Annotated in this window: 18 protein-coding genes; 3 read left to right on the forward strand and 15 right to left on the reverse strand. The window is 62.6% G+C overall.

Annotated features, from left to right (window positions below; all coding sequences use genetic code 11):
* Positions 1-11 precede the first annotated feature (11 nt).
* From QTL96_RS25780 to QTL96_RS25790, 3 genes are read left to right on the forward strand one after another with little or no spacing between them, the layout of a single operon-like run.
* Positions 12-353, forward strand: coding sequence for a sarcosine oxidase subunit delta (locus tag QTL96_RS25780; RefSeq protein WP_016557053.1), 342 nt, complete (start codon positions 12-14; stop codon positions 351-353).
* Entirely contained in the window at positions 350-3,343 is a 2,994-nt protein-coding gene (locus QTL96_RS25785) for a sarcosine oxidase subunit alpha (protein ID WP_289729712.1), read from the forward strand. The genes QTL96_RS25780 and QTL96_RS25785 overlap by 4 nt, the downstream gene beginning before the upstream one ends.
* Positions 3,336-3,884: a sarcosine oxidase subunit gamma gene (locus tag QTL96_RS25790; RefSeq protein WP_289729713.1), complete on the forward strand. Its 549-nt coding sequence runs from the start codon at positions 3,336-3,338 to the stop codon at positions 3,882-3,884. Before QTL96_RS25785 ends, QTL96_RS25790 begins: the two co-directional genes overlap by 8 nt.
* Before the next feature lie 156 nt (positions 3,885-4,040).
* On the opposite strand, the gene QTL96_RS25795 is transcribed toward QTL96_RS25790, so the two are convergent.
* The 15 genes from QTL96_RS25795 to QTL96_RS25865 all read right to left on the reverse strand — a co-directional run bounded on the left by QTL96_RS25795 (position 4,041) and on the right by QTL96_RS25865 (position 20,619).
* Positions 4,041-4,325: a hypothetical protein gene (locus QTL96_RS25795; RefSeq protein ID WP_289729714.1), complete on the reverse strand. Its 285-nt coding sequence runs from the start codon at positions 4,323-4,325 to the stop codon at positions 4,041-4,043.
* Positions 4,292-4,417 (reverse strand): hypothetical protein, encoded by a 126-nt coding sequence (locus QTL96_RS25800; protein ID WP_289729715.1) that lies wholly within the window; start codon positions 4,415-4,417, stop codon positions 4,292-4,294. The genes QTL96_RS25795 and QTL96_RS25800 overlap by 34 nt, the downstream gene beginning before the upstream one ends.
* Positions 4,418-4,683: 266 nt before the next feature.
* Positions 4,684-4,809: a hypothetical protein gene (locus QTL96_RS25805; protein WP_289729716.1), complete on the reverse strand. Its 126-nt coding sequence runs from the start codon at positions 4,807-4,809 to the stop codon at positions 4,684-4,686.
* Positions 4,806-5,039 (reverse strand): hypothetical protein, encoded by a 234-nt coding sequence (locus QTL96_RS25810; protein ID WP_113009263.1) that lies wholly within the window; start codon positions 5,037-5,039, stop codon positions 4,806-4,808. The genes QTL96_RS25805 and QTL96_RS25810 overlap by 4 nt, the downstream gene beginning before the upstream one ends.
* Before the next feature lie 30 nt (positions 5,040-5,069).
* Positions 5,070-5,555, reverse strand: a complete 486-nt coding sequence (locus tag QTL96_RS25815) for a MaoC family dehydratase (protein ID WP_289729717.1) — start codon at positions 5,553-5,555, stop codon at positions 5,070-5,072.
* A gap of 89 nt (positions 5,556-5,644) precedes the next feature.
* Entirely contained in the window at positions 5,645-7,600 is a 1,956-nt protein-coding gene (gene glgX / locus QTL96_RS25820; RefSeq protein WP_289729718.1) for a glycogen debranching protein GlgX, read from the reverse strand.
* A 222-nt stretch (positions 7,601-7,822) separates the two neighbouring features.
* Positions 7,823-9,454, reverse strand: coding sequence for an alpha-D-glucose phosphate-specific phosphoglucomutase (locus QTL96_RS25825; protein ID WP_289729719.1), 1,632 nt, complete (start codon positions 9,452-9,454; stop codon positions 7,823-7,825).
* A 6-nt stretch (positions 9,455-9,460) separates the two neighbouring features.
* Positions 9,461-10,903 (reverse strand): glycogen synthase GlgA, encoded by a 1,443-nt coding sequence (gene glgA / locus QTL96_RS25830; RefSeq protein WP_111563427.1) that lies wholly within the window; start codon positions 10,901-10,903, stop codon positions 9,461-9,463.
* A gap of 3 nt (positions 10,904-10,906) precedes the next feature.
* Positions 10,907-12,169 carry a glucose-1-phosphate adenylyltransferase gene (gene glgC / locus QTL96_RS25835; RefSeq protein WP_289729720.1) on the reverse strand — a complete coding sequence of 421 codons (1,263 nt, stop codon included), beginning with the start codon at positions 12,167-12,169 and terminating at the stop codon, positions 10,907-10,909.
* 19 nt (positions 12,170-12,188) lie between these two features.
* Complete coding sequence (glgB, locus tag QTL96_RS25840; protein WP_047509602.1) at positions 12,189-14,396, reverse strand: 1,4-alpha-glucan branching protein GlgB; 2,208 nt, start codon at positions 14,394-14,396, stop codon at positions 12,189-12,191.
* Entirely contained in the window at positions 14,393-16,855 is a 2,463-nt protein-coding gene (locus QTL96_RS25845) for a glycogen/starch/alpha-glucan phosphorylase (protein WP_289729721.1), read from the reverse strand. The genes glgB and QTL96_RS25845 overlap by 4 nt, the downstream gene beginning before the upstream one ends.
* Positions 16,856-17,127: 272 nt before the next feature.
* Complete coding sequence (locus QTL96_RS25850) at positions 17,128-18,345, reverse strand: pilus assembly protein TadG-related protein (protein ID WP_289729722.1); 1,218 nt, start codon at positions 18,343-18,345, stop codon at positions 17,128-17,130.
* 38 nt (positions 18,346-18,383) lie between these two features.
* The gene (locus tag QTL96_RS25855) at positions 18,384-18,542 is read right to left on the reverse strand and encodes a hypothetical protein (RefSeq protein ID WP_289729723.1); all 159 of its coding nucleotides are present in this window, start codon (positions 18,540-18,542) and stop codon (positions 18,384-18,386) included.
* Between the two features lie 75 nt (positions 18,543-18,617).
* The gene (locus QTL96_RS25860) at positions 18,618-19,589 is read right to left on the reverse strand and encodes a TadE/TadG family type IV pilus assembly protein (RefSeq protein ID WP_289729724.1); all 972 of its coding nucleotides are present in this window, start codon (positions 19,587-19,589) and stop codon (positions 18,618-18,620) included.
* 151 nt (positions 19,590-19,740) lie between these two features.
* A complete protein-coding gene (locus QTL96_RS25865; RefSeq protein WP_289729725.1) occupies positions 19,741-20,619 on the reverse strand; it encodes a transglutaminase family protein in 879 nt (292 codons plus the stop codon).

Consider the following 20,619-nt stretch of genomic DNA (forward strand, 5'->3'; position numbering starts at 1 on the left):
ACGAGGACATCATGCTTCTTATCTATTGCCCATACTGTCAGGAAGAGCGCTCCGAGCTCGAATTCCGCGGCGCCGGCGATGCGCATATCGCCCGCCCGACCAATATCGCCGAGATCTCCGACGAACAGTTCGAGGAGTTCTTCTTCCTGCGCGACAACCCGAAGGGGCTGATCTTCGAACGCTGGCGCCACCAGCACGGATGCGGCCGCTTCTTCAACGCGGCGCGCGACACGATCAGCGACAAATTCATCATGACGTACAAGGCCGGCGAGCCGAAGCCCGATATCGGTGCTGCGGCTGCGCCCCATGCTCCCGTCGAGACGTATGAGCAGCTCGAAGGAGAAGCGAAATGAGCGCTGCGAACCGTATTTCAGGCAAGGGCCGCCTGACGCCCGCCAAGACCGCGCGCTTCACCTTCGACGGCAAGACCTATACGGCGCTTGAGGGTGACACCGTCGCCTCGGCGCTGATTGCCAACAACATCCATCTGGTCGGCCGCTCGTTCAAGTATCACCGCCCGCGCGGCATCCTGTCATCCGGTGCCGAGGAGCCGAACGCGCTGATCGACGTGTCGCGTGACGCCGCCCGCAAGCAGCCGAACGTGCGCGCCACGGTGCAGGAAGTGTTCGACGGCATGATCGTCGAATCGCAGAACCGCTTCCCGTCGCTCTCCTTCGATATCGGCGGCATCAACAACCTGCTCTCGCCCTTCTTCGCGGCCGGCTTCTACTACAAGACTTTCATGTGGCCGAAGGCCGCCTGGAAGAGCCTCTATGAGCCGATTATCCGCCGCGCGGCCGGCCTCGGCGTTGCGCCGAAGGAAGCCGATCCGGATCACTATGCCGGCCGCTACGCGCATTGCGACGTGCTCGTCGTCGGCGCCGGCGTGGCCGGTCTTTCGGCTGCACTGGCCGCGGCGCAGACCGGCGCCAAGGTCATCCTCTGCGACGAGCAGGCCGATGTCGGCGGCGCGCTGCGCTACGATAGCGGCGTGACGATCGACGGCCTTTCCGGCTACGAGTGGGCGCAGAAGACGGTTGCGGCTCTGAAGGCGATGGACAATGTGCAGGTGCTGACCCGCACCACCGCATTCGGCTATTACAACCACAATTTCGTCGGCCTTGCCGAGCGCGTGACCGACCATATCGCCAACCCGAGCCGCCACCTGCCGCGCGAGCGTCTGTGGCAGCTGCGTGCCAAGCGCGTCATCCTCGCCAATGGCGCCATCGAGCGCCACATGGTGTTCCCGAACAACGACCGTCCGGGCATCATGCTCGCGTCCGCCGCGCGCATGTACCTCAACCAGTACGGCGTTGCCGTCGGCCAGAAGGTCGGCGTCTATACCGCGCACGACTCGGCCTATGAGGCGGCCTTCGACCTGAAGCGCGCGGGCGTCGAGATCGCGGCGATCGTGGATTGCCGGCAGACGCCGGGTGCGGCCGTGTTGGCCGAGGCCCGTTCGCTCGGCATCGATGTTCTCTCTGGCCAGTCGGTTATCAACACATCCGGCAAGCTGCGCATCTCGTCGATGACCGTTGCCCGCAACGGCGGCGGCTCGCCGCGCAAGATCGCGGTCGATGCGCTGCTCGTTTCGGCCGGCTGGACGCCTTCCGTGCACCTGTTCTCGCAGTCGCGCGGCAAGGTGAAGTTCGAGCCGGAAACGCAGCGCTTCCTGCCCGGCACCTATGCCCAGGATTGCCTCTCCGTCGGCGCCTGCAACGGCACCGACGACCTGCAGCGCACGATCGAGGAATCGTTGGCTGCGGGCGAGCTGATGGCGCAGGCCGCCGGCAAGGCGTCCGCCGGCAAGATCAGCATCTCGGCCGAGCAGGCGCATCAGTGGACCGGCGGGATGATCGGTGCGGCCGAAGGGGCGGGTCCGGAGACCAGCGCCAAGGCGTTCATCGATTTCCAGCACGACGTCTGCGCCAAGGATATCCGCCTTGCCGTGCGCGAGGGGATGCACTCGATCGAGCACATCAAGCGCTTCACCACCAACGGCATGGCGTCCGACCAGGGCAAGCTCTCCAACATGCACGGTCTGGCGATTGCCGCCGAGATGCTGGGCAAGGAGATCCCGCAGGTCGGCCTCACCACCTTCCGCGCGCCCTATACGCCGGTGACCTACGGCACGCTGATCGCGCATTCGCGTGGCGAGCTGTTCGATCCGACGCGCAAGACGCCGCTGCACCAGTGGGAAGAAGCCCAGGGCGCCGTGTTCGAGGATGTCGGAAACTGGAAGCGCGCGTGGTTCTACCCGCGCGCCGGCGAGACGATGCACCAGGCGGTGGCGCGCGAATGCAAGACGGCGCGCGATGTGGCCGGCGTGTTCGATGCCTCGACGCTCGGCAAGATCGAGGTCGTAGGGCCCGATGCCGCCGAGTTCATGAACCTGATGTATACCAACGCCTGGGACACGCTGAAGCCGGGCAAGTGCCGCTACGGCATCATGACCCGCGACGATGGCTTCGTTTATGACGACGGCGTCGTCGGGCGTCTGGCCGACGATCGCTTCCACGTGACGACGACGACGGGCGGCGCACCGCGCGTCTTGAACCACATGGAAGACTATCTGCAGACCGAATTCCCGCATCTGAAGGTGTGGCTGACGTCTGTGACCGAGCAGTGGGCGGTCATCGCCGTGCAGGGTCCGAAGGCGCGCGAGATCATCGCGCCGCTGGTGGACGGCGTCGATATCTCCAACGAGGCCTTCCCGCATATGAGCGTTGCCGAGTGCACGGTCATGGGCGTTCCGGCCCGTCTCTTCCGCGTGTCGTTCACCGGCGAGACCGGCTTTGAAATCAACGTGCCGGCCGATTACGGCCAGTCGGTTCTCGAAGCCGTCTGGGCCAATGCCGAGCCGCTTGGCGCCTGCGTCTACGGCACGGAGACGATGCACGTTCTTCGCGCCGAGAAGGGCTATATCATTGTCGGCCAGGACACGGATGGCACCGTCACCCCTGACGATGCCGGCCTCAACTGGGCGGTCTCGAAGAAGAAGACCGACTTCGTCGGCATTCGCGGCCTGAAGCGGCCGGATCTCGTCAAGGAAGGCCGCAAGCAGCTGGTCGGCCTCGTCACCAAGGATCCGACGCTGGTGCTCGAAGAGGGCGCGCAGGTCGTCGCCAACCCGAACGAGCCGAAGCCGATGACGATGCTGGGTCACGTCACCTCCTCCTACTGGTCGGAAAACCTCGGAAAGTCGATCGCGTTCGCGCTGGTCGCCGGTGGCCGCAAGCGGATGGGCGAGACGCTCTACGTGCCAATGCCCGACAAGACGATCGCGGTCGAGGTGACGGATATGGTGTTCTTTGACAAGGAAGGAGGCCGCATCAATGGCTGATACGGCAGTTCGCACATCCGTTCTCACGGGCAAGCAGGGCGGCTCCGCCAGCGTACGGCTGACGGCAGCACCTCACGCCACGCGCGTGGCACTGCGTGCGCCGGCGGAATCGCTTTCGGCTATCTCCTCTGCGCTAGGCGTCACCGTTCCCGACGCGCCGAAGACCTTGGGCCGCAAGGGCGGCCGCGCCGCACTCTGGCTCGGGCCGGACGAATGGCTGGTCATCGACGAAAGCGGCGCCGACATGATGGGCGCGCTGAAGGACGTGGGCGTCGTGCATTCGGCAACCGATGTCTCGCACCGCAACGTCGCGATCATCGTCTCCGGCCCGGGCGCCGAAACGACGATCTCCACCGGCTGCCCGCAGGACCTGTCGCTCGAAGCCTTCCCCGTCGGCGCCTGCTCGCGCACGCTGTTCGGCAAAGCCGAGATCGTGCTCTTCCGCACCGAGGAGGATACGTTCCGGGTGGAATGCTGGCGATCCTTCGCGGACTTCGTCTTCGGCCTGCTCGCCGAGGGCGCCGAGGATGCGGGGCACTGAGCTTCGCCGTGTTGTGATTATGCGATCGGGGACGGTGCCAGCGCGCCGTCCCCGATTTGGTTTTGGTTATGCCCAAGGCCCTGAGGACCGACAGGCGACGCCAACCGCATCAGCAATTGATAACGTCGACGTAGCCAGTCGATGCCATCGCCAGCATCACTTTCGCCGATCTTTCAAGGCTTGCGATGAGATCGGCTTGGTCAGATCGACGTCCTTCCGAATCTTCAGGTCGCTATCCTTCAAAGCGCCGGCACCACGCACGGTGACGGTTTTTCCGGTCTTTGCGTCGCGAACGATAACAGCCGATTGTGCCGAGGATTTTGCCATGTGCTCAGTATAGTCGATCCGCGTGGAAAAGGCGACTTCAGCTTTTGGGTGTGTTTCAGGTGAATGCTCGCTAGGGTTGGCTACTCGCCCGGCTGATCGCGATGCTTGCGCCATTCGCGTTCGTGCAGCAGGAAGGCGATATAGGCGAGGGCCGCGATGATGGCGGGCAGGCCGAATGAGATGAAGAATAAGGCGCCAGTATTCATGGTCTGAGCCCTTTCAACGTTCTGGCCAGAGAATTTAATAGCGCGGCGACAAAAGCCAATCTGCAAAGCAGCTGGCTCAAGGCTCGGCGGGCTTTGCCTTAGCTGATCTACTCGCCCGGCTCGTTATGATGACGCTTGATGTCCCACATGTGCAAGCGCATGGCGATGTAGCCGAGTACGATCACGACTGCCGGTGTGACGACAAAAGCAAATGTCCAATCGCTCATCGATCGATCCCATTCAGAACGTGTCTTATCGGTAGACTACTACTCGCCCGGCTGATCGCGATGCTTGCGCCACTCGCGCTCGTGCCACAGAACCGCAGCATAGGCGAGGATGGCGATAATGGCCGGGAGGCCGAATGAGATGAAGAATAAGGCACCAGTATTCATGGTCTGAGCCCCTTCAGCGTTCTTCTCGCCAAAGAATGTAATATCGCGGCGAGCAAAAGCCAACCTGCGAAGTAGCTGGCAAGCCACCAGCTATATATCTGAATGAAATTGCCGATCCCGTAGAGCACGCCGGCGATCGGCGTGACGATGCCGACGGTGAAACAGGCGGTGGATGCCCGGTCCAGCGCGTTGGCCAGGAGCTTGATCTGTTCATTCTCAACCAAGCTCATCGCCGCCCTCCGCGCGCTATATGGCCCCGCCTAATGGTCCTCCGGCCGATCCTTCGGGTCGAATTGGATGATCGTCGTCCAGCGTGCCGTCAGCGCCGGCTTGCGTTCGTTTTCGATCTCGATGGTGACGTCGTAGGTGGTCATCAGCATGCCGCCGCCGCGGAAGCGGGCTTCGGCCAGCACGAAGTGGCCGCGGATGCGGGCGCCGGATTTGACCGGGGCGACGAAGCGGACGGTGTCGAAGCCGTAGTTGATGCCCATGGTCTGCTCGCGCACCTTGGGCAGGCAGTCGTAGTTCATCGCCGACAGCAGCGAGAGCGTCAGGAAGCCATGGGCGATCGTACCGCCAAAGGGGCTGTCGGCGGCGCGGGCCGGATCGACATGGATGAACTGGTGGTCGTGGGTGGCGTCGGCGAAGGCATTGATCATCGTCTGATCGACGACGATCCAATCAGAAAGGCCGGCTTCCGTGCCGACCAGCCCGCGGACATCCGCGAGCGAGATTTCCTTGACCATCAATTCCTCTTGAAAAAAGCTGCTTCGAAAAGACTTACAATGGCTTCGTGACAATTACGACAAGGATATTAGTACAACTTACGGGCGCGTCAATTTCCTACAAGAAAAGAAACGGATCGGGCCGGTACGCGCGCCTGGTTCTGCGGCTCGGAGCCTTCATTTTCGTCAACCTGACGCCATGTAGCATCGGCGGGCAGCGAAAACGTCTGTTCGGATTGGGCACGGTTGAAGAGGAGTGCCAGCCTGATCTGTTTGCCGGTTTTTGCGTCGTCGGTTTCAAGGATCATGCCGAGCGTGGCGAAGTCAGGTGTCTCCCAATCCGAGACGCTCATCGGCTGGCCTGAGGGCGCGATCCACGTGACGTCGCCGTCGCCCTTGAAGAAGGCGAATTGCGAGAAGACGCTGAAGCGCTTGCGTAGCTTTAAGACGAAGGCGGTGTGGGCGATCAGATCTTCGTCGAGGGAGGCCCAGTCGACCCAAGTGATGGCGTTGTCCTGGCAATAGGCATTGTTGTTGCCGCGCTGGCTGCGTCCGCCTTCGTCGCCTGCCGTCAGCATCACGGTGCCGCGCGTCGCGAATAGCGTGGAGATGAGGGCCTTCAGGTCGGCGCGGCGGCGGGCGATGATCGCGGGATCGCTGGTCTCGCCCTCAGTGCCGTTGTTCCAGGAGTGGTTCTCGTTGTGGCCGTCGCGGTTGTCCTCGCCGTTGGCCTCGTTGTGCTTGCCGGCGTAGGAGACGAGGTCGTTGAGCGTGAAGCCGTCATGGGCGGCGAGGAAGTTGACGCTGCGGGTGGCGGTGGCGTTGTTGCGGGCGAAGATGTCGGAGGAGCCTGATAGTGCCGATGCCAGCGCGCCGGTCTTGTAGTGGTCGCCGCGCCAGTAGCATCTGAGGTCGTCGCGGGCGCGGTCGTTCCATTCGAGGAAGGGGGCGGGGAAGTTGCCGAGCTGGTAGCCGCCGGGGCCGATATCCCAGGGTTCGGCGATCATGATGCGGTCGCGCAGGACGTCGTCTTCCAGCATTCCCTTCAGTGTTTCGCCGTGTGCCTCGAAGCCCGTGGCGGTGCGGCCGATGATCGGCGCGAGGTCGAAGCGGAAGCCGTCGATGCCGGCGTGGAGAACGAAATGGCGGAGCGTGTCGATAATCAGCTGCCTGACATAGGGGTGGTCGCAGGCGACCGTGTTGCCGGTGCCGGTGTCGTTGACGAGCGTGCCGGGTTGGCCGGGGACGTGGCGCAGCATGGAGCGGTTGTCTAGGCCGCGCATGGAGAGCGTCGGGCCGAAGCGGTCGCTCTCGCCGGTGTGGTTGAAGACGAGGTCGAGGATGACGCCGATGCCCTGCTCGTGGAGCTTGGCGACGGTGTCGCGCAACTCGGCGATGCCGCCGGGGGCGAGGCGCGGGTCGAGCGCCATGAAAACGACGGGGTTGTAGCCCCAGCCGTTGGTGAGGCCAAGCGGGGGAAGGTGGCGCTCGTCGATCCAGGCGGTGATGGGCATCAACTCGATGGCGTCGACGCCGATGCGCTTCAGGTGGGCGATGATCGAGGGGTGGGCGAGGGCCGCGATGGTGCCGCGCTGTGCTTCCGGCACATCCGGGTGCAGCATGGTGAAGGGGCGGACCGCGACCTCGTAGATAAAGCCGCCGGGTCGGAAGACGGGGGCCGCGGGCTTGATGGCGGTGTCGCGGGTGACGATCGCTCGGGGGACGAGGTGTTGCGTGTCGGCGCCGAATTTCGAGAGCAGCGGGTCGTAGCGGAAGGGGCGGTCGAGCTCTTTCGCGTAGGGGTCGACCAGGAGTTTGGCGGGGTCGAACCAGAGGCCGTCGTCGGGGGCGTAGGTGCCTTCGGCGCGGTAGCCGTAGCGGGCGCCGGGCGCGATGCCTTCGACGAAGAGGTGGTGGAGGTCGTCTTCGCCTCGGGTCATCGGCAGGCGGTCGGTCTCGCGGCCGGTCTGGTCGAAGAGGCAGAGGTGGAGCTTCGTGGCCTCGCTTGAGCGGACGACGAAGGTGGCGCCTGTGGCGGTGAGGGTTACGCCGGAAGCGAAGGGCATGGGGTGCTAGGTCCTTGTTCCGGGGGGATGTTTGATGGGGATGGGTTTTGTGAGGTTGACGTCGTGCCGCGTGGCCCCCTCATCCGCCCTACGGGCACCTTCTCCCCGTTGGGGAGAAGGGGAGGTTGGCGCGAGTGGCCTGCTCCGAGTCTCTTCTCCCCAACGGGGAGAAGGTGGCGGCAGCCGGATGAGGGGGCTGCACGCGCTGACGTTTCCATTAACTCAGGTAATCACCGAAGGGGCGTCGCGGCCGGTGCGGGACTTGATGTCGGCGATGGTTTCGGCGGCGGCGATGAGGTTGGCCAGCGCTTCCTGGGTCTCGATGTTGTGGCGGCTGGAATCGGGCTCGTAGCGCTCGATGTAGACGCGCAGCGTGGCGCCGGAGGTGCCGGTGCCCGACAGGCGGAAGACCACGCGGGAGCCGCCCTCGAACATGATGCGAATGCCCTGGTGTTCGCTCACCGACTTGTCGACCGGATCGTGATAGGCGAAATCGTCTGCCTTTTCGACCTTGAGCGGGCCGAAGGTCTTGCCAGGGAGGCTGGAGAGCTGGGCGCGGAGATTGTCCACCAGGCCGTTGGCGGCTTCGGTGTCGACGCCTTCATAGTCGTGGCGCGAATAGTAGTTGCGGCCGTAGGTCTGCCAGTGCTGAGTGACGATGTCCTGAACGCTCTCGCCGCGCACGGCCAGGATGTTCAGCCACATCAGGACCGCCCAGAGGCCGTCCTTCTCGCGCACGTGGTTGGAGCCGGTGCCGGCGCTCTCTTCGCCACAGATCGTCGCCATGTTGGCGTCGAGCAGGTTGCCGAAGAATTTCCAGCCGGTCGGCGTTTCGTACATGCCGATGCCGCGCTTTTCAGCGACGCGGTCAGCCGCGCCCGAGGTCGGCATGGAACGCGCGATGCCGGTCAGGCCGCCGGAATAGCCGGGGGCGAGATTGGCGTTGGCGGCGATGATCGCCAGGCTGTCGGAAGGGGTGACGAAGATGCCGCGGCCGATGATCAGGTTGCGGTCGCCGTCGCCGTCGGATGCCGCGCCGAAATCAGGGGCGTCGTCGCCCATCATCTCGTCGTAGAGTTCCTTGCAGTGAACCGGGTTCGGGTCCGGATGATGGCCGCCGAAATCGGGCAGCGGCATGAAGTTGCGGACCGAGCCGGAAGGCGCGCCGAGGCGGTTTTCGAAGATTTCCTTGGCGTAGGGGCCGGTGACGGCGCTCATCGCATCAAACGCGATGCGGAAGCCGAGGCTGATCAGGTTGCGGATGGCGCCGAAGTCGAACAGCTCTTCCATCAGCGCCGTGTAGTCCTCTACGGAGTCCAAGACCGAAAGCAGCATGCCGCCGGGCAGCTCGTCCTTGCCGATACGGTCCAGATTGACGTCGGGGAAATCGGCGATCTTGTAGGTGTCGATCACCTTGGTGCGCGCATAGATCGCGTCGGTGATCTTTTCCGGCGCCGGGCCGCCATTGCTGATGTTGTACTTGATGCCGAAGTCTTCGGTCGGGCCGCCCGGGTTATGGCTGGCGGAGAGAATGATGCCGCCGAAGGCCTTGTACTTGCGGATCACGTGCGAGGCAGCCGGCGTCGAGAGGATGCCGCCCTTGCCGACGATGACCTTGCCGAAGCCATTGGCGGCGGCCATCTTGATCGCCTTCTGGATGACTTCCTTGTTGTAGTAGCGTCCGTCGCCGCCGATGACGAGGGTCTTGCCCTGAAATCCTTCCAGCGAATCGAAAATCGACTGGATGAAGTTTTCCGCGTAGTTCGGCTGCTGGAATACCGGGACCTTCTTACGCAGTCCCGACGTGCCGGGCTTCTGATCCTGATAGGGGGTGGTGGATACGGACTTGTTCATTTTCTGTCACTTGCCTTTCGGGGCGAGGCTTGAATAGAGGGCAGCATAGCGCTCGGCGCTTTTCTCCCACGAAACATCCGATTTCATGCCCTGCTTTTGCAATTGGGTCCAGACCTTTTGATCGGTATAGAGATGTAGCGCACGGCGGATTGCCTGCAACAGACCGGAAGCGGTCACCGGAGAGAATTGTATCCCGGTTGCCACTTTGGCTGCAAGTGCGGCGTGATTGGCATCGATGACGGTATCGGCAAGGCCGCCCGTGTGGGCGACGATCGGCACGCAACCATAGCGCAGGCCATAGAGCTGCGTCAGGCCGCAGGGCTCGAAGCGCGAGGGGATGATGATGGCGTCGGAGCCTGCCTGCATCAGGTGCGACATCGGCTCGTTGTAGCCGATCGAAACGCCGATGCGGCCGGGATGGCGGGCGGAGGCGGCGAGCAGCGAGCCCTCGAGCGCCGGATCGCCGGAGCCCAGAATGGCAAGCTTGCCGCCCATGGCGACGATCTCGTCGGCGCAGGCGGCGATCAGGTCCATGCCCTTTTGCCAGGTGAGACGGCTGATGATGCAGAAAATCGGCGCGTTGTCGTCGTGCAGGCCGAAGAATTCCTGGACGGCGGCGCGGTTGGCGGCGCGGTTCTTCAGCGTCGCGCCGGTGTAATGCGTCTGCAGCACGGCGTCGGTGGCGGGGTCCCAGACCTCGTGGTCGATGCCGTTGACGATGCCGTGCAGCGCCTCGATGCGGCTGGCGATGACCCCTTCGAGCCCCATGCCGAATTCGGAGGTCAGGATCTCGCCGGCATAGGAGGGGCTGACGGTGGTGATCGCGTGCGCGGTCTTCAGGCCACCCTTCAGGAAACCGATATTGCCGTAATATTCCAGCGCTTCCACCGAGAAGGCCTGCGGGGGTAAGCGCAGGCCGGAGAATATCTCGGCGCTGAACTGGCCCTGGAAGGCGATGTTGTGGATGGTGAGGATGCTCGGGAGTTCCGGCGTCGGGTAAAAGCGCATGTAGACCGGCGTCATCGCCGCCTGCCAGTCATGCGCATGGACGACGTCTGGCTTCCAGCCGGGCATCAGGCCGGCAGCGATCTCGGCGCCGGCAAGCGAGAGCGCGGCAAAGCGGCGCCAGTTGTCGTGGTAGTCCTTGCCGGTTGCGTCGAGATAGGGGCCGCCAGAGCGGTCGTAATAGGCTGGCGCGTCGAGGACGAGGATATCCAGCCCCTCGTGATTGACCTCCAGAACCGTTGCCGGTTCGCCCAAGAGATCGTCGAAGCGCATGCGCACGACGGGGTCGCGGATGACCTTCATCACCGCGGGATAGCCGGGCATCAGCGTCTTGGTTTCGATGCCGAAGCGCTTCAGCGCGATCGGCAGGGCGCCGGCCACATCGGCCAGGCCCCCTGTCTTTATCAATGGGAAGACTTCGGACGAAACCGAAAGAACTTTCATCGCTTATATATCCAGCTTGTCGATCATCGGCTGCGTGATGAGGCAGATCCCGCCCTCGGAGCGGCGGAAACGCTTGGCGTCGAGAACCGGGTCGTCACCGACAACAAGACCTTCCGGAATGACGACGCCGTGGTCGATCACGACATTCGTCAGCTGCGCGTGGCGGCCGATCTTGACGCTCGGGAGCACGACGGCGCCCTCAAGCTTCGAGTAGGAATTGGCGCGCACACCGGTGAAGAGCAGGCTGTTGTTCAGCGTGGCACCGGAGATGATGCAATCGCCGGCGATGACCGAGGAGGTCGCCGAGCCGCGGCGGTTCTCATCGTCGTGGACGAACTTCGCCGGTGGCGAGATCTCGGCATAGGTCCAGATCGGCCAGGACTTGTCGTAGATGTCGAGTTCGGGAACGATCGCCGTCAGGTCGATATTGGCCTGCCAGTAGGCATCGATGGTTCCGACGTCGCGCCAGTACGGCTCGCGCTCGAAATCGGAGCGCACGCAGGAATTGGCGAAGCGGTGGGCGACGGCCTTACCGTTCTTGACGATGTAAGGGATGATGTCCTTGCCGAAGTCGCGGCTGGAATTCGGGTCGGCGGCGTCGCGGCGCAGTTCCTCGATCAGGAACTTGGTGCGGAAGACGTAGATGCCCATCGAGGCGAAGGCGCTGTCCGGCTTGCCGGGGATGGCCGGCGGATCGGCGGGCTTTTCGACGAAATCGATGATGCGGTCGGTCTCATCGACATGCACGACGCCGAAGCCCACGGCCTCCATGCGCGGCACTTCGAGGCAGCCGATGGTGACGTCGGCGCCGCTGTCGACATGCTGCTGCAGCATGTATTCGTAGTCCATCTTGTAGACGTGGTCGCCGGCGAGGATGACCATGTATTCGACGCCGTAGTCCTGGATGATGTCGATGTTCTGGTAGACCGCGTCGGCGGTGCCTTCATACCACTGCGTCTCGGAAACGCGCTGGGAGGCCGGCAGGATGTCAAAGCTCTCGTTGCGCTCGGGGCGGAAGAAGTTCCAGCCGCGCTGCATGTGGCGGATCAGCGAGTGCGCCTTGTATTGGGTGGCGACGCCGATGCGGCGGATACCGGAGTTCAGCGCGTTGGACAGCGCGAAATCGATGATGCGCGACTTGCCGCCGAAATAGACCGCGGGCTTGGCGCGTCGGTCGGTGAGTTCCTTCAGACGGCTCCCCCGGCCGCCGGCGAGAACATAGGCCATTGCATCGCGGGCAAGTGGCTGAATGCGTTTTTCTACCATTGTCTTCCTCCCACCAGTCTCAAGTCTCAGGTTCAAGCATGATAACCGCCAAAGGCGGCAAGGTCAGTGATGCAACGATGGTGCCGCCGGCGTTGACCGCCTGGACACGACCGCCATTGCCTTTGCCGCTGCCGCCATAGATGTCGGCATCGGTATTCAGGATTTCGCGCCAGCGGCCTTCGGTGGGCAGCCTGACGGCGTAGTTCTCGCGGTATACCGGCGTCATGTTGCAGATGACGGCGACCGGCTTTTCACCCGGCGACTTGCGCAGCCACGCGAAGACCGAATTCTCGTGGTCGTCGGCCACCAGCCATTCGAAGCCTTCGCCCTCGCAATCGCGGGCGTGCAGCGCCGGCTTGCTGCGGTAGGTGAAGTTGAGGTCGCGCACCAGGCGGCGCATGCCCTCGTGCATGCGGTACTGAAGCAGGTTCCAGTCGAGCGAGCCGGCCTCGTTCCATTCGCTCCACTGGGCGAATTCCTGGCCCATGAAGAGAAGCTTCTTGCCGGGATAGCCCCACATCAGCGCGTAGTAGGCACGCAGATTGGCGAACTTCTGCCAGTCGTCGCCGGGCATCTTGGCGATCAGCGAGCCCTTGCCGTGCACCACCTCGTCGTGGGACAGCGGCAGCACGAAGTTTTCCGAATAGGCGTAGAGCAGGCCGAAGGTGAGCTCGTTGTGATGATGCTTGCGATGCACCGGCTCGCGGCTCATGTAGCTCAGCGTGTCGTGCATGAAGCCCATGTTCCACTTGAAGCCGAAGCCGAGGCCACCTTCATGCACCGGCTGCGAGACCTTGGGCCATGATGTCGATTCCTCGGCGATGGTCATGACGCCGGGGTGCTCGGCATAGATGCGGGTGTTCATGTTCTGCAGGAAGCGGACGGCCTCGAGGTTCTCGTTGCCGCCATATTCGTTGGGGATCCACTCGCCGTGCTTGCGGGAGTAATCGAGGTAGAGCATCGACGCGACGGCATCGACGCGCAGGCCGTCGAGATGGAATTTTTCCGACCAGTAGAGCGCGTTGTTGACCAGATAGGACACGACCTCGGTGCGGCCGAAATTGTAGATCGCCGTGTTCCAATCGGGGTGGAAGCCCTTGCGCGGGTCCTCGTGCTCGTAAAGCGCGGTGCCGTCGAACCAGCCCAGCCCATGCGCGTCGGTCGGGAAATGCGCCGGCACCCAATCGAGGATGACGCCGATGCCGACCTTGTGGGCGCCGTTGACGAAGCGGGCGAAACCCTCCGGCTCGCCGAAGCGGGCGGTGGGGGCATAGAGGCCCGTCGTCTGATAACCCCAGGACGGATCGTAGGGGTGCTCGGTGATCGGCAGGAACTCGATATGGGTGAAGCCCATGTCGACGCAGTAGGGGATCAGGCGGGCGGCGAGCTCGTCCCAGGAGAGGAACGTACCATCGTCGCGGCGTTGCCAGGAGCCTGCATGCACCTCGTAGATAGAGATCGGCTGGCGGCGCTTGTCGATTTCGCTCCAGTGCTTGAGGTGGGCTTCGTCCTCCCACTCCTGCAGAAGTTCAGGCGTGGTGACCGAGGCGTTCTTCGGGCGCAGCTCGCTGCGGCGCGCGAAGGGGTCGGCCTTGAGCGGCAAGAGCACGCCGTCCTGGCCACGGATCTCGAACTTGTAGGCGACGCCTGTCGGAACATCAGGGGCGAAGATTTCCCAGATGCCGGCGCCTGATCGAAGCCGCATGACGTGGCGGCGGCCATCCCAATTGTTGAAATCGCCGACGACGGAGACGCGCTGCGCATTCGGCGCCCAGACGGCGAAGTGGATGCCTTGCGCGCCCTCGTGCTTGATCCAGTGCGCGCCCATCTTGTCGAAGAGGCGGAGATCCGAGCCTTCGCGGGCGTAATAATCGTCCATCGGCCCGAGAACGGGGCCGAAGCTGTAGGGGTCGGTGACGGCCCATTCGGCATCGCCACGGCGGGCGCGATAGCGCACCGGCACCTGCTTGTTGACCGAGATGGTGCCGGCGAAGAAGCCATCGGGATGCTGGAGCGCCAGATCGCCGATCGCGGTGCCGTCGAGCGACATCGCGGTGACCTCTTCGGCGCCGGGAATGAAGCATCGGGCAACGTAAACGCTGCCCGATTTGTGGACACCCAGAACGGCAAACGGATTGGAATGCGCGCCAGCAAGGATTGCCGCTATTTCATCTGCCGAAATTTCCCAGGGAAGCTTGACTTCAGGGGTCGCCTTCGGCGTTTTCATCCGGCTCTCCAGATTTCCTTGGCATACTGCCGGATCGTGCGGTCCGACGAGAACCAGCCCATGCGGGCGGTGTTGCGGATGGTCTTTTCGCTCCAGGCGGCCTTGTCGTTCCAGAGGTCGTCGACTTCGCGCTGGGCCTGGGCGTAGGCGTCGAAATCGGCGGCTACCATGAACCAATCGTGCGAATAGATGCCCTCGATCAGCTCGGAATAGCGGTTGCGGTCATCCGGCGAGAAGACGCCGGAGCCGATGGCCGAGAGCGCCTGCGACAGCTCGTGCGAGGCCTCGATGATGGCGCGCGGATTGTGGCCGTCGGTGCGCAGGTTGGCGACCTCATCGGCGCGCAGGCCGAAGATCTTGATATTGTCCTCGCCGACATTGTCGCGCATTTCGACATTGGCGCCATCGAGCGTGCCGATGGTGAGCGCGCCGTTCAGACCGAACTTCATGTTGCCGGTGCCCGACGCTTCCATGCCGGCGGTCGAGATCTGCTCGGAGAGGTCGGCGGCCGGAACCATGACCTCGGCGAGCGAGACGTTGTAGTTCGGCACGAAGACGACCTTGAGCAGGCCGCGCACGGCCGGGTCGTTGTTGATGGTGCGGGCAACGTCGTTGATCAGCTTGATGATCAGCTTGGCGTTGTGATAGCTCGGCGCCGCCTTGCCGGCGAACAGCTTTACGCGCGGCACCCAATCCAGTTCGGGACGCGAGCGGATCTGGTCGTAGAGCGCGACCGCTTCGATGACATTCAGGAGCTGGCGCTTGTATTCGTGGATGCGCTTGATCTGGATATCGAACATCGCCGACGGATCGATCTTCACGCCCATGCGCGATGCAACCAGATTGGCGAGCGCCACCTTGTTGTTGCGCTTGACGGCCGCGAACTTCTCCTGGAAGGCGCTGTCGGTGGCGAACTTGTCGAGCGCACGCAGCTTTTCGGCGTCATCGAGGAAATCGTCGCCGATCGCTTCGCGGATCAGGCCCGTCAGGCCCGGATTGCACTGCTGCAGCCAGCGGCGCGGGGTGATGCCGTTGGTCTTGTTGTTGATGCGGTCGGGATAGAGCTTGTGCAGGTCGGCGAAGACGGTGACCTTCATCAGGTCGGTGTGCAGCGCCGAGACGCCGTTGATCGAATGCGAGCCGACGAAGGCGAGGTTGCCCATGCGCACCCGGCGGCTGCCGGCTTCCTCGATCAGCGAGATCGAGCGGATCTCGGTGTCGGAGAAGTTCTTGGTCTTGCGGGCCTCGAGCAGAACCTTGGCGTTGATCGCGTAGATGATCTGCATGTGGCGCGGCAGGAGACGCTCGAACAATGGTACCGGCCAGCTTTCCAGCGCTTCGGGCAGAAGCGTGTGGTTGGTGTAGGCGATGGTTCCGCGGGTGATGTCCCAGGCCTGGTCGAACTCCAGCCCGTGCACGTCGCAGAGCAGGCGCATCAGTTCGGCGATGGAGACGGCCGGGTGGGTGTCGTTCAGCTGGATCGCCACCTTGTCGGGCAGCGAGGTGAAATCGTCATACTGCTGCAGATGGCGGCGCAGGATGTCCTGCAGCGAGGCGGACAAGAAGAAGAACTCCTGGCGCAGGCGCAGCTCCTGGCCGGCGGGCGTCGCGTCCGCCGGGTAGAGAACGCGGGTCAGGCTTTCGGCCTTGTTGCTCTCGCGCAGCGCGCCGATATGGTCGCCGGCGTTGAAGGCGTCGAGCAGGATCGGGTCGATCGGCTGGGCCGACCAGAGGCGCAGCGTGTTGACGCGCTTGCCGCGCCAGCCGACGACGGGCGTGTCGAAGGCGGCGGCGATGACGCGCTCGGCCGGCTTCCAGACATAGCGCGGTTCGCCATCGGCGCCGTTGGCGACATCGACCGAGCCGCCGAAGCCGATTTCATAGGCGCTCTCGCGGCGTTCGAATTCCCATGGGTTGCCGTGGGCGAGCCAGCTTTCCGGCAGCTCCACCTGCCAGCCATCGGCCATCTGCTGGCGGAACAGGCCGTGGACATAGCGGATGCCGTAGCCATAGGCGGGCACGTCGACGGTCGCCATGCTTTCCATGAAACAGGCGGCGAGACGGCCGAGACCGCCATTGCCGAGCGCTGCGTCCGGCTCGAGGCCTGCGATAACGGCGACATCGACGCCGAGCGAAGCGAGCGCGTCACGTACCTCTTCCATCAGGCCGAGGTTGGACACGGCATCGCGCATCAGGCGGCCGATGAGGAATTCGAGGGATAGATAATAAACGCGCTTGGCGCCTGTGGCGTAGACCTTGCGGGTGCTCTCCATCCACTTGTCGATGATGCGGTCGCGGATGACGAGGATCGTGGCCGTCAGCCAGTCATGCGGCTTGGCGACCTTGGCATCCTTGCCGATGCGGTAGGTCAGACGCTCGATGATTTCTTCTGCGAGAATTTCCGGCTTGGAACTGCGCGGTGCGGGAGAGGGGATGGTGGGCTTCGAAACGGGGGTCATCGTCAGGGCTCGCCAATTCTGTTTTGGTTTCAGTAGGTTATACGTACTTCAATCGATTTACTCACGCACTAGCGATGCAGTTTATGCACCGTTACAACGCACTTGCAACAAGGGAAAACCAGCAAACGGAAAAATTGACGCAGGGCACCCGTGGACGACGGAAAGAACTTGATTTTTATCGGCTTTCTGATTTTGATAGACGCGATTGCACAACAACGAAAAGCCGCTCCGGTTTGTTCCGGAGCGGCTTTTTTGTTTCTGTGATTGCGCGATCAGTTGATCAGGCGGGTCGTCTGGTTGGCGGCCTTGGCGCCGATCTTCTTGAAGGCGGCGAGGAGGTCAGCCATGCTTTCCGCCTGGAAGTAATGCGAGGCGTCGGTCGCGCAATTCTTCAGAAGCTTCTGCCCGGTTATCGGAGCCATGAAGGCAACAGTGAAGATTTCGATGCCCTTGGCTTTGGCGGCGTCACAGGTGGCTTTTGTCGCCGTGTCATAGGAGCGTCCGCCCCATTTGTCGTCGTTGTTGTCGCCATCCGTCATGAAGACGATGTATTTCTTCGGGATCTGCTTCGTCTTTGCGTAGTGTATCGCATCTTCGCTGTCGTTTCCGGCGCTGTTCTTGGCCGTCAAGGAGGTGAATGCCGTGTTCATGGCGTCGCTTGAGTTCGTCCCGCCGTCCGCGTCGAGCGCGTTGACGTAGCCTGTAACAGCGCTGGTACCCCAGGCAAGCTTACTGGCGGCATATTCCTTGATATCGTAAGATACCGCACCCGTGCGTGCGTAGATGTGCGTCGGATCGGCAGTCTCAAGCTGAGTCGTCAGACTGCCAACGGCCAGTTTTAACGCCTCGATCTTCGAGTAATAGTTGGTCTGCGTTCCTGTGCATGTTTTAGGCTGATACCAGGTGCCGCAAGAGTAGGTGTACGTGGTTGTAGGTTGCGTTGCGTTGACCGTCGTCGTTGCGTAGTCCATCGAGCCGGACTTATCCAGCGCAAGGAACATCGAGACAGAACCTTGCGTCTCGGAATAGCCACCGGCCGTCTGGCTCGATACGCCGATCGTCGTCGTTTTGAAGCCGGCGACCTGGGCCAGTCCGCTGAATTGCATCGTGTAGTTAGACGATATGTTGACGTTGTAGCTGGTCGCGGCACCTGATGTTGTTTTTGTCGCCGTGACGGCCGTGGCGTTCTTCAGAGCGGTCGTATCGGAGAGATAGTTCGCCATCTGGCCGGCGATAAAATCCTTGGCGAAAGCGGCAGCCCCTGATGTGTCGATCTTGCCGTCGGCCAGCGCCGACGCGGTGGCCAGCGCGGCGGAATCGGCCGCTTCCTGCAGCTGCCGTTTCGACATGGCCGCATTGGCTATATCGATAGCCAGGCTCCCCGCGCCGAACAAGACCGGAATCACGAACGCCGTCGTGATCGCGAAATTTCCGTCCCGATTGGACATCAATCGAGAAACGCCATTCATCATAAATAGCAAGGTGTTCATCATGCTCACCCGAGTAGTTGCTTTTGACAATGTGGCAGTCATGCGCCCAATTCATTGAGCTTGTTTTGACGGGTTTGCTTCAATTTTAATGGAATGTTGCTTTCCAACACGATTTCGGGCGGGGCTCGACTTTGCGCCAAACTGCGTCCGGCGGTGTTGCTTTCATGCATCATCATTGCGTCACGCGAGGTGGTCATCCCCGACGTTTCACGACGCCAAAAAGCCGCCCCGGATCGGTTCGGGGGCGGCCTTTTCGAGCGATGAAATCGATGTTACTGCGTCAGGCGAACATAGGTGGTGTCCGAGCCGCTGCAGTCGGCGCTGACGGTGTAGAAGAAGTCCTGAGTGGGACCGCCGCCGCCGTCTTCCCATGCGTGGCTCTGCTTGGATGCGCAACCGAAATAGGCTTCCAGCGGATAGGCCGTGCCCTTCTGGAGCTGCTTGCCGTCGACATAGAGCGAGTCCATCTGGTTAGGGTTGTCCGTGCGCAAGGTGCTGTCATAGACCTTGCTTGATGCTTGGTTAGTGGCCGTACATATGACTGTTTGCTTGGAGCCGGATGCCTTTCCGCTGTATCCGGTTGGGCAATAGTCCTTCTTGATCTCCATCTTCAGGATCAGCTTGGTGTAGTTGCCGAGGTCGATGGTTCCCGTCGCCGGATCCATTGTCATGGTGCCCTTGCCATCCTCGAGCAAAGTGGTGGGCTGGTAGACGATGGTCGCCAAGGTCGTCTCGGCGGTGCTGCCGGGGCGGACGACCATGACGGAGATCTTCTTGTACCAGAAGCCCTTTGCATAGGTCGGGTCGAACGTGATCTTCGTGGGCTTCACCGGGGCGATGGCGGCTGCGTTCACGCCAATAGGAATCGAGTTGTAATTGGCGATCTTCATCAGCGATGTGTCGACCGCCGCATTCAGGGCAACCTTGAACGTCCGGCCATCGGCGGTCATGCTCGACGTGACATTGCTCGGCATCTGCGCGGAATAGCCCTTGAGGAAGGCCTGGGCCTTGGTGGTGGCTGCGGCCAGATTGGTGCCGTCGAAAATCTTGCCGCCTTCCAGCGCGGTTGCGTCGGCAATTTCCTGAAGGTTGGTCCTTTGGGTGGATGCATTGGAAAAGTCGATCGCGACGCCTGCAGCCAGCAGCAGCGGGGTGGCGATCAACGCCGTCACCATGGCGAAGTTGCCGCCACGGTCGTTCGAGAAACGGGCGATCGTGGTCTTAAGCAGGGACAAGGCGCGCATCATGTTCACCGAGATGGTTTTCAAAAGTATGCGACTATCCTTGGATCATCTTCATTTAGGTCAACTTTATGAGTCTGATCTAATTTTAGCGAATTGTCGCTTTATCGTGCGCTTCGGCTTGATATCGGCCGCCGGACCTAGTTCGCCGGCCCTACTTCACCGGAATGACATCAACCGCCTGAACCGCCCGCTGGCCGCCGTAGCTCTTCAGCACGCCGATGACGGGGGCGACGTCGGAGTAGTCGCGGCCGTAGCCGACGACGATGTGGTCGGTGCCGGCGGGAATGTTGTTGGTAGGGTCGAGTTCCACCCAGCCGGTCGTCTCGCCGCACCAGACGCGCACCCAGGCATGCATGGCGTCGGCGCCTTCCAGCCGCTCCTTGCCCGGCGGCGGGATGGTGCGCAGGAAGCCGGAGACGTAGCCTGCGGGAATGCCGAGGCTGCGCAGCGCCTGGATCATCACATGGCTGAAATCCTGGCAGACGCCGCGCTTCAGCCGGAAGGCCTCGATCGGCGTGGTGTCGACGTTGGTCGCCTCGGCGTCGTAGGTGAAGTCCTTGTGGATCGCGGCGCAAAGGGCGGTCGCGATTTCAAGCACCGTCAGCCGGGGCTGGACGACGCCTTGGGCGTATTCCGAGATTATGGGCGTCTCGATCAGGCGCGGGCTGTTGCCGAGGAAATGATGCGGGGAGCCGGGCTTCAGCGACCAGACGCACGCGATCTCTTCCGGCAGATCGGCGAGCACGGGCGAGAAATCGGCCGTGATCGAGTGGCTCTCGACCTGAACGCGGGCGTGCATGCGGATGTCGAGCTTCTCATGGGGCGCGCGGACCATGAAGGAGGTCGCTGGGTGCTCGAAGAAATCGGTGAAATTCGACTGCTCGTCCGGCGTCGGCGACACCTTGATGGAGCCTGCGATCAGGCGCTGGCGATCGGGCAGCGACAGAGGTAGCAGGCGCATGATGTGGCGGGCGCCGGAGGCCGGCCAATCGTAGCTATAGCCCATGTGCAGCGACAGATCGTAGAGCAC

Origin of the sequence: Rhizobium sp. S163 (assembly GCF_030380805.1) — a bacterium.
Classification (GTDB): Bacteria; Pseudomonadota; Alphaproteobacteria; order Rhizobiales; family Rhizobiaceae; genus Rhizobium.